Source organism: Burkholderia sp. HI2761, assembly GCF_002223355.1.
Classification (GTDB): Bacteria; Pseudomonadota; Gammaproteobacteria; order Burkholderiales; family Burkholderiaceae; genus Burkholderia.
Genome location: NZ_NKFN01000004.1, coordinates 1,800,662 through 1,816,072 on the forward strand (window position 1 = coordinate 1,800,662; position 15,411 = coordinate 1,816,072).

Annotated in this window: 13 protein-coding genes and 1 tRNA gene; 5 read left to right on the forward strand and 9 right to left on the reverse strand. The window is 66.4% G+C overall.

What is annotated here, in order from left to right:
- Positions 1-17 precede the first annotated feature (17 nt).
- Together dinB and CFB46_RS15260 are read right to left on the reverse strand one after the other, a co-directional pair.
- Entirely contained in the window at positions 18-1,181 is a 1,164-nt protein-coding gene (gene dinB / locus CFB46_RS15255) for a DNA polymerase IV (RefSeq protein ID WP_027784877.1), read from the reverse strand.
- Positions 1,182-1,364: 183 nt separating this feature from the next.
- Positions 1,365-2,630, reverse strand: a complete 1,266-nt coding sequence (locus CFB46_RS15260) for a branched-chain amino acid ABC transporter substrate-binding protein (RefSeq protein WP_256980660.1) — start codon at positions 2,628-2,630, stop codon at positions 1,365-1,367.
- A 206-nt stretch (positions 2,631-2,836) separates the two neighbouring features.
- On the opposite strand from CFB46_RS15260, the gene CFB46_RS15265 reads away from it, so the two are divergent.
- The 3 genes from CFB46_RS15265 to CFB46_RS15275 all read left to right on the forward strand — a co-directional run bounded on the left by CFB46_RS15265 (position 2,837) and on the right by CFB46_RS15275 (position 5,140).
- Entirely contained in the window at positions 2,837-3,784 is a 948-nt protein-coding gene (locus tag CFB46_RS15265) for a LysR family transcriptional regulator (protein WP_027784879.1), read from the forward strand.
- A gap of 15 nt (positions 3,785-3,799) precedes the next feature.
- Positions 3,800-4,330 (forward strand): ureidoglycolate lyase, encoded by a 531-nt coding sequence (locus CFB46_RS15270; protein ID WP_027784880.1) that lies wholly within the window; start codon positions 3,800-3,802, stop codon positions 4,328-4,330.
- Between the two features lie 117 nt (positions 4,331-4,447).
- Positions 4,448-5,140 (forward strand): aspartate/glutamate racemase family protein, encoded by a 693-nt coding sequence (locus CFB46_RS15275; protein ID WP_027784881.1) that lies wholly within the window; start codon positions 4,448-4,450, stop codon positions 5,138-5,140.
- A 95-nt stretch (positions 5,141-5,235) separates the two neighbouring features.
- On the opposite strand, the gene CFB46_RS15280 is transcribed toward CFB46_RS15275, so the two are convergent.
- Positions 5,236-5,312: transfer RNA gene (locus tag CFB46_RS15280), tRNA-Met, on the reverse strand.
- Positions 5,313-5,495: 183 nt separating this feature from the next.
- Between CFB46_RS15280 and xth the strand changes: the two genes are divergently transcribed.
- On the forward strand, positions 5,496-6,272 hold the full coding sequence (xth, locus tag CFB46_RS15285; RefSeq protein ID WP_027784882.1) for an exodeoxyribonuclease III: 777 nt from the start codon (positions 5,496-5,498) through the stop codon (positions 6,270-6,272).
- 22 nt (positions 6,273-6,294) lie between these two features.
- On the opposite strand, the gene CFB46_RS15290 is transcribed toward xth, so the two are convergent.
- The 4 genes from CFB46_RS15290 to glnA all read right to left on the reverse strand — a co-directional run bounded on the left by CFB46_RS15290 (position 6,295) and on the right by glnA (position 12,771).
- Positions 6,295-8,403: a prolyl oligopeptidase family serine peptidase gene (locus CFB46_RS15290; RefSeq protein ID WP_027784883.1), complete on the reverse strand. Its 2,109-nt coding sequence runs from the start codon at positions 8,401-8,403 to the stop codon at positions 6,295-6,297.
- Between the two features lie 88 nt (positions 8,404-8,491).
- Positions 8,492-10,006, reverse strand: a complete 1,515-nt coding sequence (gene ntrC / locus CFB46_RS15295) for a nitrogen regulation protein NR(I) (protein WP_027784884.1) — start codon at positions 10,004-10,006, stop codon at positions 8,492-8,494.
- 46 nt (positions 10,007-10,052) lie between these two features.
- Positions 10,053-11,195, reverse strand: coding sequence for a nitrogen regulation protein NR(II) (glnL, locus tag CFB46_RS15300; protein ID WP_027784885.1), 1,143 nt, complete (start codon positions 11,193-11,195; stop codon positions 10,053-10,055).
- Positions 11,196-11,355: 160 nt separating this feature from the next.
- A complete protein-coding gene (gene glnA, locus CFB46_RS15305) occupies positions 11,356-12,771 on the reverse strand; it encodes a type I glutamate--ammonia ligase (RefSeq protein WP_027784886.1) in 1,416 nt (471 codons plus the stop codon).
- Positions 12,772-13,177: 406 nt separating this feature from the next.
- Here glnA and CFB46_RS15310 point away from each other — a divergent pair, with 406 nt between their 5' ends.
- Positions 13,178-13,642, forward strand: a complete 465-nt coding sequence (locus CFB46_RS15310; protein WP_027784887.1) for a rhodanese-like domain-containing protein — start codon at positions 13,178-13,180, stop codon at positions 13,640-13,642.
- A 116-nt stretch (positions 13,643-13,758) separates the two neighbouring features.
- On the opposite strand, the gene CFB46_RS15315 is transcribed toward CFB46_RS15310, so the two are convergent.
- On the reverse strand, positions 13,759-14,574 hold the full coding sequence (locus CFB46_RS15315; RefSeq protein WP_089500317.1) for a competence/damage-inducible protein A: 816 nt from the start codon (positions 14,572-14,574) through the stop codon (positions 13,759-13,761).
- Positions 14,571-15,398, reverse strand: coding sequence for an EI24 domain-containing protein (locus CFB46_RS15320; protein WP_089500318.1), 828 nt, complete (start codon positions 15,396-15,398; stop codon positions 14,571-14,573). The genes CFB46_RS15315 and CFB46_RS15320 overlap by 4 nt, the downstream gene beginning before the upstream one ends.
- Positions 15,399-15,411: the final 13 nt, after the last annotated feature.

Genomic DNA, 15,411 nt, shown 5'->3' on the forward strand with positions numbered 1-15,411 from the left:
CTTCGGCGGTGCTTTTTTCATGGCGCGGACGATTCGTCGTCGAACAGCAGGAATTGCCCGTGGCGCTCGGCCGTGTCCTCGTCGATACGCACGCCGACGCCGAGCAGTCGCACCGGCTGCGCGCGCCGCAACAGCCCCTTCGCAAGCAGCGTGACGGCCGTCTCGGCATTCGTCGCGTCGGCCACGCACTCGACCGTCGTGCGCTGGAAATCGGCGAAGCGAATCTTCACGTACAGCTTGCGGATCGACCGCGCGGCGCCCGCACGATCGATCCGCGCGTCGAGCTGCACGACGAGGCGGCGGATTTCATCCGCGCATTGCTCGAGCGTCGTCAGGTCGGTCACGTAGGTCGTCTCGACGCTGACCGACTTGCGCTCCTGATCGGCCTGCACGGGCCGCTCGTCGATCCCGCGCGACAGTTCGTACAGCCGCCGCCCGAACGCGCCGAATTCGCGGTGCAGGTCGATCAGCGGCCAGTCGCGCAACTGCGCGCAAGTCTGGATGCCGAGCCGGTCGAGCCGCGTGGCCGTCACCTTGCCCACGCCGTGCAGCTTGCGCACCGGCAGCGCCGCGACGAACGCGTCGATCTCGTGCGGCCGCACGACGAACAGCCCGTCGGGCTTGTTCCAGTCGGACGCGATCTTCGCGATGAACTTGTTCGGCGCGACGCCCGCCGACACGGTCACGCCGACCGTGTCGCGCACGCGCTCGCGGATCTCGCGCGCAATCAGCGTCGCGCTGCCCTGGCATCGCTCCGACCCGCTGACGTCGAGATACGCCTCGTCGAGCGACAGCGGCTCGACGTCGGGCGTGTAGTCGCGATAGATCGCCATGATCTGCCGCGACGCCGCGCGGTACTTGTCCATCGCCGACGGCAGGATCAGCAGGTCCGGACACTTGCGCATCGCCAGTGCCGACGACATCGCCGAATGCACGCCGTAGCGCCGCGCCTCGTAGTTGCAGGTCGCGATCACGCCGCGCTGGTCGGGGCGGCCGCCGACCGCGAGCGGCCGGTTGCGCAGCGACGGATCGTCGCGCATCTCGACCGATGCGTAGAAGCAGTCGCAGTCGCAGTGGATGATCTTGCGCGCGCGCGGCGGCGCGTCGCCGGGCGGCAGCGCGTGCGGATCGGCAGGCGGGATGGTGGTCGGGTTCACGGTGCCGATACTGTACAAAAACACAGTTCCGGTTTCAAGATCGCCGTGCAACCGCGTCGGGCCGCCGCCGGGAATGCAACATTCGCCGGCATTGGCCGCGCCCCGTACCGGCGTTCACTTCCGGGGCAATGGCCTGCCCTCGCGCCTGCCGATCGGCAGGCGTCACGCGTTGCGGTGCCGCTGCCCCCCTCAATCGCGACGGCCGGCTTACATACGCACCACGTCTGCCACGGTCTTCTTGCGATCCTTGAACTGATAGATCGAAATCGCGGCATGCTTCAGGTCGCCGTGCGCGTCAAACGAGATCGTCCCCGTCACACCGTCGTACTGCGTCGAAGGCATCGCCGCGAGCACCTTCGCCCGATCGATCGACCCGGCGCGCTGGATTGCGTCGTAAATGACATACACCGCATCGTAAGCGAAGGGCGCGTACGCATCGATCCGCGTTCGATAGCGGGCAACATAGCGGTTGCTGAAATCCTGCCCTTTCGGCATCTTCGAGAGCGGAAGCCCTGCCTCCGAACACACGAGATTGTCGATCGCATCCCCCGCCAGACCGACCATCTTGTCGGTGCATGCGCCGTCTCCGCCGAGCACGCGCGCCCGGATGCCCAGATTCGCGGCCTGCTTCACCAGTGGCCCCGCGGTCGCGTCCGATCCACCGTACATGATCACGTCAGGCTGAAGACCCTTGACCTTCGTCAGAATTGCACGAAAGTCGATCGCCTTGTCGTTCGTCGCCTCGCGCGTGACGATCCGGGCACCCGACGCTTTCGCCGCCTGCTCGAACTCGTTCGCGAGGCCTTGTCCGTAAGCGGTCGAATCGTCGATGACCGCGATGCGCGTCGCGTGAAGCGTGCCGATTGCGTACCGGGCAAGGGCCGGCCCCTGCATCGCGTCGGTTGCCACCAGGCGGAACGCCGTCTTGTACCCCTGCTGCGTAAAGACCGGATTCGTCGACCCCTGCGATATCTGCGTAACATTCGCATCGCGGTAGATGCGGGAAGCCGGGATCGACACGCCTGAGTTGATATCGCCAACGACCGCGACGACGCCGTCGTCGACCAGCTTTTGGGCAATCTGCGTGCCCGTGCGCGGGTCGGCCGCGTCATCCTGCGAATCGAGCTGGAAGCGTACCGGCTTGCCGCCGACGACCGGATGCCGGCTGTTGATTTCGTCGATCGCGAGGCGGGCGGCATTCTCGCTGTCCTTGCCCATGTTCGCCAGTTGCCCGGTGAGCGGCGCAGCATGGCCGACGAGCACCACGGTCTGATTGTCCGCGCGGGCTTGCACACTTGCCGCGACGAGTAGAACGGCGGTGCCGACGAGCGGCAGGCGAGGAAAATTGGGCTTCACGGGGCAACTCCGGTATCGAAGTGATCGAACGGCGCAGTCGCGATGATGTCCGCTCATCCGACCGCATGCAGCCCAGTGTTCAATCGCCGAAATTCCGCGTCCAACAACAAATTGCATTCGTCGCCCACAAATAAAATCTATCGTGTCGCACGGCCATCATCGGAAAATCGTCGAACACTGCAGCCGATCCGGTCTGATTCGTGCAATTGGGGCCGCCCTCACCCGACAAGATTTTCCATGATCGAGCCAACAATTTTTCTCGCCACAACGGCAAACGCATCGCGTTAAACTGCCGCTCAATCCCACAGCGTTGGGCGTGCGACATGAACATGCGTTTTCTCGAGACCTTTGTCTGGCTGGCCCGCCTGCGCAACTTCCGCCTGACTGCCGAACGCATGCATGCGACCCAGGCCGCCATATCGAGCCGCATTTCCGCCCTCGAGCAGGAAATGGGCGTGCGGCTGTTCGACCGGGGACCACGAGAGGTCACGCTGACCCAGGTGGGCACGAAGGCGCTCCCCTTCGCGGAACAGATCCTCAAGCTGAATCAGAACATGCTCGAGAGCGTCGGCGACCGGTCGAAGATTTCAGGACTGCTGAGGCTCGGTGCGGTGGAATCGATCATTCATACGTGGCTGCCCGAATTGCTCAGGCGCGTACGCGACGAATACCCGAATCTCACCATCGAGCTGACCGGCGACACTTCATCTCACCTGGTTGCCCAGCTTGCCAGCGGCCACATCGACGTGGCCCTGCAGACCACACCGGCCACGGGTGCGGAAGCGTCCAGCATCATGCTCGGCAGTCTGCCCATGTGCTGGATCGCGAGTCCGTCGCTCAGCATCTCGGACGAGGCACTTTCAGAAGCGGAACTCGCTGCATTCCCGATCATCGGATTCGCACGCCACTCCCTGCCGCACACGTTCCTGGTCGATCTCTTCGAGTCGGTCGGCGAACCCACCGCCCAGATCAACTGCATGTCGTCGGTCGCGGCGATCATCCACATGGTGGTCGACGGCTTCGGCATCGCCGTATTGCCAAGTGCGTTCGTCATGAAGGAACTGGCAGCCGGTCGACTGCAAATGCTCAAGGTCACGCACCGCGTGCCCGCACTGCCGTTGATCGCCGCGTACCGCCGCAATCCGGATACCCTCCTGCCGGAATCGATCGCTCGACTGGCGCTCGCCGTCATGCTCGACTTTGCGCTTGCGAACGGCCCGCAATTTGCCCTTCTCCCCGACACCGACAACACATCCCCCTCCAACATCTGATCCGGAGCGACGCTCATGGGCATGGCACAGCGCATTTCAATTCAGCAACTCGCTCCCGAGGCGTGCGCACCCTACGGCACGATGCTGGGCAAGCCACCCAGCATCGACAGCAACGTACCCGTGTTCCTGAGCCAGGCATCCGATTTCTGGCGCGAACATCTATTCGACCCGGGCACATCGGACAAGGCGGAAATTCTCTGGGTGCGATACCGCAATGGCGACATGAGCATCAACTCGCTCGAGACACACCGTCTCACCGAGCAGGCCATCGTCCCGCTGACAGGTACGGTCATCCATGTCGTCGCCTGTTCGACCCCGGATGGCACACCGGACATGGCAACGCTACGTGCATTCCGCATTGCTCCGGGAGCAGGCATGGTGATGCGCCCTCACACCTGGCATACGACGCGCGTGACGCAGCCCGAGGTCACCTGCCTGATGTTGACCCGTCCGTCGACGACATGCGATCTCGTCGTCCACTTGCGGACCGGAGCGCCGGCATGCGAAAGCGAAATCCGCGCGATCGCGCCGCACTGCATCGATTGACGCGGCTTGCAGGCGGCCAGCGCCGTACCGGCCCGCTTTGCGCGGATCGTACCGGCCGGGCCTAGGCAGCGGCGCCTATACTCGTCTGCCGCGACACACGAAACGCCAAGGTGATGAATGAAGACGATCGGATTGATCGGCGGGATGAGCTGGGAATCGTCGGCCGAGTACTATCGGCTGATCAACCGCCACTCGAAGGCATTGCACGGCGGCCACCACAATGCAAAGAGCGTGCTGGTCACGGTCGACTTCGCCGAAATCGAAGCGCTCCAGCGCACGCACGACTGGGCAGCGCTCGGCGAACGGATGGCCGATGCCGCACGGCAGCTCGAAGCGGCCGGCGCCGATCTCGTCGTGCTGACGACCAATACGATGCATCGCGTGCACGACGCGATCGAAGCCGCGGTGACGCTGCCGTTCCTGCACATCGCCGATCCGACCGGCAGCGCGCTGCGCGACGCGGGCGTCGAGCGTGTCGCCCTGCTCGGCACGCGCTACACGATGGAGTTGCCGTTCTATGCGGAGCGGCTGCGCGGGAAGTTCGGGATGGAGGTGCTCGTGCCGGATGAAAGCGGGCGCGACGACGTGCACCGCATCATCTACGACGAGCTGTGCCACGGCGTCGTCGACGCGGCGTCGCGCACGACGTACGTGTCGATCATCGAAGGACTGGCGAAGCGCGGCGCCCAGGCCGTGATCCTCGGCTGCACGGAAATCACGCTGCTGATCGGCGCGGACGACTCGCCGCTGCCGGTGTTCGACACGACCGCGCTGCATGCGAAGGCGGCAGTCGAGTGGGCGGCGCGCTGAACGGCGCGCAGAAAACGAAAAACCCGGCACGAAGCCGGGTTTTTTGCCGACGAAGTGCGCATCGGTCAATTGCGCTGCACATCGTCTGGTGTGCTTGGTTGCGGGGACAGGATTTGAACCTGTGACCTTCGGGTTATGAGCCCGACGAGCTGCCAGACTGCTCCACCCCGCGTCAGAGAAATAAATTATAGGGTGAGGAAGTACTCACGTCAACACTTTTGTCACAATTTCTACTTCCACTGCCCAGGCGTCGATGCGCGACACGTGCGCGACGCTGCATGACGCGTGCGTTCGCACCCCATGCTCGCGGTAAGATGGCGGCCTTCGCATTCACGCCGCACACACCCTCCCGTTCATGAAAATCGCCACCTGGAACGTCAACTCGCTCAATGTCCGCAAACAGCATGTGCTCGACTGGCTCGCGCAAAGCCGAGTCGACGTACTGTGCCTGCAGGAACTGAAGCTGCCGGACGAGAAATTCCCGCGCGCCGATCTCGAGGCCGCCGGCTACCGCAGCTGGTTCACGGGCCAGAAGACCTACAACGGCGTCGCGATCCTCGCGCGCGACACGCTCGCCGTCGACGAATCGGACATCGTGCGCAACATCCCGGGCTTCGACGATCCGCAGCAGCGCGTGATCGCCGCGACGGTCGACGGCGTGCGCATCGTGTCCGCCTACTTCCCGAACGGCCAGGCGCTCGACTCCGACAAGTTCGTCTACAAGATGCAGTGGCTCGACGCACTGCAGGCGTGGCTGCGCACCGAGTTGCAGCGTCACCCGAAGCTCGCGCTGCTCGGCGACTACAACATCGCACCGGAAGACCGCGACGTGCACGATCCCGCGAAATGGGAGGGCCAGAACCTCGTGTCGCCGCAGGAGCGCGCGCACTTCGCGCAGTTGATCGAACTCGGCTTCGTCGATGCGTTCCGCCGCTTCGAGCAGCCCGAGAAGACCTTCACGTGGTGGGACTACCGGATGATGGCGTTCCGCCGCAACGCGGGGCTGCGCATCGACCACATCCTGCTGTCGCCGGCGCTCGCGTCGTCCTGCGCGTCGTGCGAGGTCGATCGCGCGCCGCGCACGTGGGAACAGCCGTCCGACCACACGCCCGTCGTCGCGATCGTCGGCTGATCGCGCAAGCGCCCTCGCGCGATCAGCGCCGCGCGGGCGCCGGCCCGAGATGGGTCCACAGGAAGCCGAATTCGGCCGCGTCGGACTCGGCGCGTTCCAGATCGTCGGCGCTGCCGTGGCCGCCGTCCGTGTTCTCCCAGTACCACACCCGTTCGTGACCGAGCGCCCGCATGCGCGCAGCCATCTTGCGTGCATGCGCGGGATGCACGCGGTCGTCACGGGTCGACGTCGTCAGCAACAACGGCGGATACACGACACCATCGCGCACCCGGTGATACGGCGAATACGCGGCCAGCGCCGCGCCTTCGCGCGGATCGTCCGGGTCGCCGTATTCGTCGAGCCATGCGGCGCCTGCGTGCAGCTTCGGATAGCGCTGCATGTCGAGCAGCGGCACACGGCACAGCACCGCGCCGAACAGCTCCGGCCGCTGCATCATGCACGCGGCGACCAGCAGTCCGCCGTTGCTGCCGCCCTCGATCCCAAGTTGCGCGGCGGTCGTCACGCCGGTCGCGGCCAGATCCTCGGCAACCGCGATGAAATCGTCGAACGAACGCTGCCGGTGTTCGCGCTGCGCGTCGACGTGCCAGCGCGGCCCGAATTCGCCGCCGCCGCGGATGTGCGCGAACGCCATCACGCCGCCGCGTTCGAGCCAGCCGATGCCGAACGCATCGCTGTAGCCCGGCAGATTCGGAATCGCAAAGCCGCCATAGCCGGACAGCAGGCACGGCCGCGCGACGCGCGCCCCGCCTTCCGGGGCGTCGAGCGCATCGCGCGGCCCGATCAGCGTGTACGGCACCACCGTGCCGTCGCGCGAGCGCGCGCTCGCGCGGCGTACGACGAGCCCGGCGGCGTCGAACTGCACCGGCGGCCGGTCGAGCAGCACGCGGCGCGCGTGCGCATCGTCCGCGCGATCGGCAAGATCGGCCAGCCAGCATTCGGGCGGATCGAGATACGTGTCGACATCGACGTACACCTCGTCGTTCAGCGTCGATTCGACGGGCTCGATGTCGATCTGTGCATCACCTGGCCAGTCGAACGGCCGCGCGTCCCACGTCCACGCACCGTCGTCGGCCTGCCGCGGTTGCCACAGCATCGTGCGGTTGTGCACGTCGTCGAGCCAGCTCGCGATCAGCGTCGTGCGCGTGTGCGTCCACGTACAGGCGGACGTCGTCGGCCGCGGCGCGAACAGCGTCGTGAATTCGCGCGCGCCGGCGAGAAACGCCTGCTCGCGGATCGCGAGCAGCGAGCCGCCCGCGTGGCGCACGCCGTCGCAATCCCAGTCGAGGCGCGGCTCCAGCACGAGCCAGCCTTCCCAGAACCCGACCTCGACATGCGTCGGCACGTCGTAGCGCGCCCATTCGCCCGCCTCCGTCAGCCGGTACGCATGCGCGTCGAAGAAATCGACGCTGCGCCACGCGACGTGGCGGTTGTCGATCGGATCGAAGCCCGCGCCCGCGCTGATGTCGTCGGGTTCGCCGCGAAATACGACGGGCGCATCGGCAAGCGCCGTGCCGCGCACCCAGCGCCGCGCTTCATACGGATAGCCGGCCGCGGTCGCATGCGCTTCGCCGCGATCCCAGCTCACGTAGACGGTGTCGCGATCGATCCAGCCGACCGTGTGATGGCCCGGCTCGTCGATCGTGAAGCCGCCGTCGACGAAACGGCGCTCGACGAGATCGAATTCGCGCACGACGACCGCGTCGGCGCCGCCCGGCGACAGCGACAGCAGCACGCGATCGCCGTCCGGATACAGGATCGCCTCCTGCTCGAACACCCACGACTCGCCCTCTTCGGCGCCGAGCGCGTCGACGTCGAGCAGCGTTTCCCATGCCGGCTGGCCGGCCCGCCAGTCGGCCCAGCGCGTGCGGCGCCACAGTCCCTTCGGATGGAGATCGTCCTGCCACAGGTCGTACGCCCAGTCGCGCCAGCGGGTCGGAATCACCGGGCGTTCGCGCGGCAGATACGCTTTCGCGAGACGCGCGCTCAGCGCGCGATAGGCATCGTCGTCACGCAGTGCGGCGCGCGTGCGCGCATTCTGCTCGTCGACCCACGTGCGGGCACGCTTGCTGTCGAGCGCTTCGAGGAAACGGAACGGGTCGGCCCCGGCGGGCCAGCGGAAGGAATCGGACATTGGGGATCGGCGCGATGGCAAGCTGCATGCAAACCGCGATTATGTCCGATCGCGGCATGCGCGGGCCCGCGCATGCCGCGAATCGTGCTCAGGGCTCCAGATGGAGTTCCTGGATCTTGCGCGTGATCGTGTTGCGGCCGATGCCGAGCCGCTCCGCGGCCTCGACCTTGCGGCCGCGCGTGAAATCGAGCGCCTCGCGGATCACGGCCGCCTCGAAGCGGCGCGCGAGCTCGTCCATCACGTCGGCCGAGTTCTCGCGCAACAACCGCGCGACTTCGGTGCGAAGCCCGTGTTCCCACAGCGGGTAGCCGGCCGGCGCGCTGCCGTTCGCCGCACTCGCGACCGGCGCGGCGGCGACCGGCGTTGCACCGATCGCGGCAGGCGCCGCCGCGTGGCCGCCGCTGCCGTGTACGTCCGCGCCGTCGCCCGACGCGACGACCGGCGCCCCGGCCGGCACGAGATCGGGCGGCAAGTCCTTGATCTCGACCGTCTGCGCGGGCGCCATCACGGTCAACCAGTTCGCGAGATTCTCGAGCTGCCGCACGTTGCCGGGAAACGGCAGCGACGAGAGATACGCGAGCGCGTCGTCCGACACGCGCTTCGGCTCGACGCCGAGATCGCGTGCGCTCTTCTGCAGGAAGTGGCGCGTGAGCAGCGCGATGTCCTCGCTGCGTTCGCGCAGCGGCGGCAGGCGCAGCCGGATCACGTTGAGCCGGTGGTAAAGGTCCTCGCGGAACAGCCCCTGCCGCACGCGCGACTCGAGATTCTGGTGCGTCGCGGCGATCACGCGCACGTTCGCGCGCAGCGGGTTGTGGCCGCCGACCCGATAGAACTGCCCGTCCGACAGCACGCGCAACAGGCGCGTCTGCAGGTCGAACGGCATGTCGCCGATTTCGTCGAGGAACAGCGTGCCGTTCTCGGCCTGCTCGAAGCGGCCCTGCCGCGTCGTCTGCGCGCCGGTGAACGCGCCGCGCTCGTGGCCGAACAGCTCGGATTCGAGCAGATCCTTCGGAATCGCCGCCGTGTTCAGCGCGATGAACGGCCCGTTGGCGCGCGGGCTGTGACGGTGCAGCGCCCGTGCGACGAGCTCCTTGCCGGTGCCCGACTCGCCGGTGATCAGCACGGTCGCGGCCGAATGCGACAGCCGGCCGATCGCACGGAACATGTCCTGCATCGCGGGCGCCTGCCCGAGCATCTCGGGCGCCTCGGTTACGCGCTCGTCCTGCGGCACGCCGCCGCGCAGGCTTTCTTCCACCGCGCGGCGGATCAGCTCGACCGCCTTGTCGACGTCGAACGGCTTCGCGAGGTATTCGAACGCGCCGCCCTGGAACGCCGCGACGGCGCTGTCGAGATCGGAGAACGCCGTCATGATGATGACGGGCAGGCCCGGCAGCCGCTCGTGCATCGCCTGCAGCAACTCGAGGCCCGAGCCGCCCGGCATCCGGATGTCGGACACGAGTACCTGCGGCGTCTCGTGGTCGAGCGCGGCCAGCGCGTCGCGCACGTTCGCGAAACTCTTCGTCGCGAAGCTGTCCCGGGCGAGTGCCTTTTCAAGCACCCAGCGGATCGATTGGTCGTCGTCTACTATCCAGATCGGCTTCATAGGTCGGTCAGATATGGGGAAATCCGGTGAATCGCACTGTCGCCGCTCAATGGTCGAGCGGCAGCAGAATCTGAAATTCGGTACGTCCGGGCCGGCTTTCGACCTCGATCATCCCGTCGTGTTGCTGCACGAACGTCTGCGCGAGCGTGAGGCCGAGGCCGCTGCCGTCGTCGCGTCCGGACACGAGCGGGTAGAAGATCCGGTCGCGGATCTCTTCCGGAATGCCGGGCCCGTTGTCGATCACGTGCAAGTCCAGTGCCAGCCGGTACAGGCGCTTGGCGATCGTCACCTTGCGCGCGATGCGCGTGCGCAGCTCGATCCTCGCGTCGCCCTGCGCGATCCGTTCGCGCAGCGCCTGCGCGGCATTGCGCACGATGTTCAGCAGCGCCTGGATCAACTGCTCCTTGTCGCCGCGCAGGTCCGGCACGCTCACGTCGTAATCGCGCTCGATCGTGAGCCCGCGCGGGAATTCCGCGAGCATCACCGCGCGTACGCGTTCGCACACTTCGTGAATGTTCACGTCGCCGACGATATGCGGATGCCGGTGCGGCTCCAGCAACCGGTCGACGAGCGTCTGCAGGCGGTCGGACTCCTTGATGATCACCTGCGTGTATTCGCGCAACTCGCCGCGCTCGCGCTCGCCCAGTTCGAATTCGAGCAGCTGGGCCGCGCCGCGAATGCCGCCGAGCGGATTCTTGATCTCGTGCGCGAGGTTGCGGATCAGTTGCTTGTTGACCGCGGTCAGGTCGTGGATGCGCTCTTCCCGATCGGTGCGCGACTGCCGTTCGTTCTCGAACAGCTCGACGAGCACGAAATCGGGCGCGGTCTCGATGAAGCCGACGATCGCGTGCACATGCAGCGGTTCACGGCCGGGCCGGTCGAGCACGGTATCGAGGTGCGTCGCGTGAAAGCGCTCCTCGCCGATCGCGGTGATCGTCGACGCAAGCTCGTTCGCGTTCGGGAAAATCTCGCCCCACGGCCGCTGCGCGAGCTGCCGCCGCGAGATGTCGAGCATCGCTTCCGCGGACGGGTTCGCGAACGCGATCCGCAGCGTCTTGCGGTCGAGCACGATCACGACCGTCGGCAGCGCCTCGAGCCCCGCCAGCAGACCCGAGCGCGAAAGCCGCTCGTCGTCCGTCAGTCGTTCGGGCTGCCCCGTTTTCGCCTTGATCAGATTCTTCAGAACCATCTGCGTGCTTGTCGCGCCTCACCGGGCCAGAAAATGAAAATCGTCGGAACAAAAAAGGGACGGCCGGACGCCGTCCCCTTCAGACTCCGCCGTTCCCGCCGCACGCCGCGCGACGGGAACGAACCGGCATGACGGCGCTGAATCGAAGCGCCATCGCCGATTAGAGCGAGTAGTACATCTCGAACTCGATCGGGTGCGTCGTCATGCGGAACTTCGCCAGCTCCTGCTCCTTCAGCGCGAGATACGCGTCCAGCATGCTGTCCGTGAACACGCCGCCGCGCGTCAGGAACTCGCGATCCTTGTCGAGCGCCTCGAGTGCCTGGTCGAGGCCCGCGCACACGGTCGGGATCTTTGCATCTTCTTCCGGCGGCAGGTCGTACAGGTTCTTGTCCGCTGCTTCGCCCGGATGGATCTTGTTCTGGATCCCGTCGAGGCCGGCCATCATCAGCGCCGTGAAGCACAGGTACGGGTTCGCCATCGGATCCGGGAAGCGCGTTTCGATACGGCGGCCCTTCGGGTTCGACACGTGCGGAATGCGGATCGATGCCGAGCGGTTGCGCGCCGAGTAAGCGAGCTTGACCGGTGCCTCGAAGTGCGGGACCAGACGCTTGTACGAGTTCGTCGTCGGGTTCGTGATCGCGTTCAGTGCACGGGCGTGCTTGATGATGCCGCCGATGTAGAACAGCGCCAGTTCCGACAGGCCGGCGTAGCCGTTGCCCGCGAACAGGTTCTGGCCGTCCTTCCAGATCGACTGGTGAACGTGCATGCCCGAACCGTTGTCGCCGACGACCGGCTTCGGCATGAAAGTCGCCGTCTTGCCGTACGAGTGCGCGACGTTATGGATGATGTACTTCGACCATTGCGTCCAGTCGGCGCGCTGCACGAGCGTCGAGAACTTCGTGCCGATTTCGTTCTGGCCCTGGCCCGCCACTTCGTGGTGGTGCACTTCGACCGGAATGCCGAGCTGTTCGAGCAGCAGGCACATTTCCGAACGCATGTCCTGGAACGTGTCGACCGGCGCGACCGGGAAGTAGCCGCCCTTCGTGCCCGGACGGTGGCCCGTGTTGCCGCCTTCGAATTCCTTGCCGGCCGACCACGGTGCTTCTTCCGAGTTGATCTTCACGAAGCAGCCCGACATGTCCGTGTTCCACTGGACCGAGTCGAAAATGAAGAATTCCGGTTCCGGACCGAAGAAAGCCGTGTCGCCGATGCCCGTGCTCTTCAGGTACGCTTCGCCGCGCTTCGCGAGCGAACGCGGATCGCGCTCGTAGCCCTTGCCGTCGGCCGGTTCGACCACGTCGCAGGTCAGCACGAGGGTCGACTCTTCATAGAACGGATCGACGAAGGCAGCGCTCGGGTCCGGCATGAGCAGCATGTCCGACGCCTCGATGCCCTTCCAGCCCGCGATCGACGAACCGTCGAATGCATGACCGCTCTCGAACTTGTCTTCGTCAAACGCCGAAACCGGCACCGACACGTGCTGTTCCTTGCCGCGCGTATCCGTGAAGCGGAAATCGACAAACTTGACGTCCTCGTCCTTCACGAGCTGCATGACGTCGGCGACGGTTTTACTCATAACCTCTTCTCCTGATTGAACAATTCCGGCGGACTGGGAACCGCCTCGTTTATCGAGCTGACCGGGGTCTTGCTTTAGCGCAGCGCGCCCCGATTCGACCGAATTCTATTTAGCAGCTTCCGTGCCACCTTGACGCAGGAGCGGCGCGAATCGCGCCGAGGCTCGCCACGACGGGGCTGCGCTGCGCGATTCCGGGGCCTGGCGGCGCACCGGCCGCTCGCCGAAAGCACCGCCATGGTGCAATCTTCGCCATCCCTCGCGTCCACCGTCTCATTTTGGTGCATGCGCATCATTCTGCACTCTTTTGGTGAACCCGGGTACACCGCGCGCGCCTCGCTGCATGCGGATATCCGTGCCGCGACGCCGCGCTAGAATGATCGTTTGACCGATACGGAGACTCCCTGCCATGAGTACGCTCGACCAGCTTTACGCGAAGGCCGACGAACGCCGCGCACAAGGCGCGCTCAACTACGCCGGCGCGCTGCTGCCGGTCGAGGCATTCGAACTGCTGCAGCTCGACCCGTCGGCGCGCCTCGTCGACGTGCGCACGCGCGCCGAGCTCGACTGGATCGGCCGCCCGCTCGTCGGCGACGGCCAGTACCTGCACCTCGAATGGACGCGCTACCCGGGCGGCGTGCCGAACGCCGAATTCGTCAACGAACTGAAGGCGGCCCTCCCGGCCGATACGCCCATCCTGTTCCTGTGCCGCAGCGCCGCACGCTCGAAGCTCGCCGCGGTCGCGTCCGCGCAGGCGGGCTACACGAAGGCGTTCGACCTGCTCGAAGGCTTCGAGGGCGCGAAGGACGCCGAAGGCCACCGCAAGACGGTCGACGGCTGGTGCTTCCGCAAACTGCCGTGGATCGGCGCCTGACGGCGCGCCGGGCCCGCCGGTTGCGACAGCCTCATCGTCGAGCCGGGCGATGACATGCCGATGACGGGCCGCGTTGCGCGGCCCGTTGCTTTTAGTGCGGCAGCGTTGCAGGCCGCTCAGGCGCGCGGCGTATCGGGCTCGACGACGTCGCCGCCGAGTAGGTGCACGCCTTCGCGCAGCTTCACGAACGCGGCCGCGACCGCTTCGGGCTCGCCCTTCACGCCGAGATCGATGTGGCGGCGCGCGTAGATGCCGCCGCGCTCCGCGTCGCCGACGCTCGGCAGGCTGAACACGCGCACGCCCGGGAAATCGCGCTCGATCTTCTCCATCAGCGGCGTGAGCGTCGATTCCGGCAGCTCGAATACGTACAGCGAACGCTCCGCATGCGGCGTCGCGTGATGCAGATGCGCGTACTTCGTATCGAGCACCCATTCGATCATCGGCCACGCCATCACCGGGAAGCCCGGCACGAAATGGAGATGGCCGACCGAGAAGCCGGGAATCCGGTTATAGCCGTTCGGGATGATCGTCGAGCCGGCCGGGAACACGCCCATGTTGAAGCGGTGCTGGTTTTCCGGCGATTCGAAGTCGACCGGCGTGGCCGGATCGGCGTGCGTCTCGCGGATCCGCTCCGCGATCAGCGCCTTCGCCTCAGGATGCAGCTCGAGCGGCACGCCGAGCGCGGCGGCCGCGCACTGGCGCGTATGGTCGTCCGGCGTCGCGCCGATCCCGCCCGTCGAGAACACGATGTCGCCCGACGCGATCGCGCGCGCGAGCGTCGCCGTGATGCGCGCCGGATCGTCGCCGACGTATTCGGCCCAGTCGAGCGCGAGGCCCCGCGCGCCGAGCAACTCGATGACCTTCGCCAGATGCTTGTCCTGCCGGCGACCCGAAAGGATTTCGTCGCCGATGATGACGATGCCGATACTCATGCCTGCCCCATGTCGATTGCGGTGGCGCGCGTACTCGCGCGCAGGTCTTCCAGCGCGCGCAGGCAATAGTGCCCGAACCACAGCGCCGAGAAGACGAGGATGAAAGCGTAAACCCAGATCATGGCGGCCGCGACGAACGGGAACAGCACCATCATCCAGACCGACGAGACCCACACGAAGGTCGGCACGGTGCCGAGCAGCCCGGTCGCGACGCCGATGCCGATCAGCGGCCAGCGGTGCCGGCGCACGAGCGCGCGGCGCTCGTCGCGGCTCGCGTGCAGCGCGAGCGCATCGTAGGTCATCACGCGGTACGTGAGCCAGCCCCAGATCACCGGCGGCAGCAGCGCGAAGAACGGCGGAATCAGCCACAGCGGGATCGTGACGACGAGCAGCACGACGCCGACGAGCGCGGCGCCGAGCGAATTGAACACGCTGCCGAAGAAGGTGCCGCCCCGCTTCGCCTCGAGCGCCGCGAACTGCCGATTCGACAGGTGCTTGATCACGACCGGCATCGAGATCGTCGCGATCAGCAGCAGCACGGTCAGCACGATCAGCGGAATGGCGAGCGACACGACCACGAACGGCGCGACGACCGCATGCAGCTGCGACATGCCGATCGCATCGAACGCGCGATACAGCGCGGCCGTCAGTACGAAGCCGTCGAGCGCGCCGCGCGCGAGGTCCAGCAGTGTCTGCCACGAGAACCACAGCACGGCGCCCCACAGCAGCGCCGACACGACGAACGGCATCAGGGTGAGCCACAGCATGCGCGGGTGCAGCGCGCTGGCGAGCGCCCGGACGAAGGAACGCAGCAAGTCGTTCATGCGAGCCTATGGA

Coding starts and splice junctions, on each gene's coding strand:
- CFB46_RS15315 (WP_089500317.1), bottom strand. CDS start 14,574: ATGAGTATCGGCATCGTCATCATCGGCGACGAAATCCTTTCGGGTCGC.
- ntrC (WP_027784884.1), bottom strand. CDS start 10,006: ATGAAGCCGATCTGGATAGTAGACGACGACCAATCGATCCGCTGGGTG.
- CFB46_RS15310 (WP_027784887.1), top strand. CDS start 13,178: ATGAGTACGCTCGACCAGCTTTACGCGAAGGCCGACGAACGCCGCGCA.
- CFB46_RS15275 (WP_027784881.1), top strand. CDS start 4,448: ATGAAGACGATCGGATTGATCGGCGGGATGAGCTGGGAATCGTCGGCC.
- glnL (WP_027784885.1), bottom strand. CDS start 11,195: ATGGTTCTGAAGAATCTGATCAAGGCGAAAACGGGGCAGCCCGAACGA.
- CFB46_RS15260 (WP_256980660.1), bottom strand. CDS start 2,630: ATGCAATTTGTTGTTGGACGCGGAATTTCGGCGATTGAACACTGGGCT.
- glnA (WP_027784886.1), bottom strand. CDS start 12,771: ATGAGTAAAACCGTCGCCGACGTCATGCAGCTCGTGAAGGACGAGGAC.
- CFB46_RS15290 (WP_027784883.1), bottom strand. CDS start 8,403: ATGTCCGATTCCTTCCGCTGGCCCGCCGGGGCCGACCCGTTCCGTTTC.
- CFB46_RS15320 (WP_089500318.1), bottom strand. CDS start 15,398: ATGAACGACTTGCTGCGTTCCTTCGTCCGGGCGCTCGCCAGCGCGCTG.
- xth (WP_027784882.1), top strand. CDS start 5,496: ATGAAAATCGCCACCTGGAACGTCAACTCGCTCAATGTCCGCAAACAG.
- CFB46_RS15265 (WP_027784879.1), top strand. CDS start 2,837: ATGAACATGCGTTTTCTCGAGACCTTTGTCTGGCTGGCCCGCCTGCGC.
- CFB46_RS15270 (WP_027784880.1), top strand. CDS start 3,800: ATGGGCATGGCACAGCGCATTTCAATTCAGCAACTCGCTCCCGAGGCG.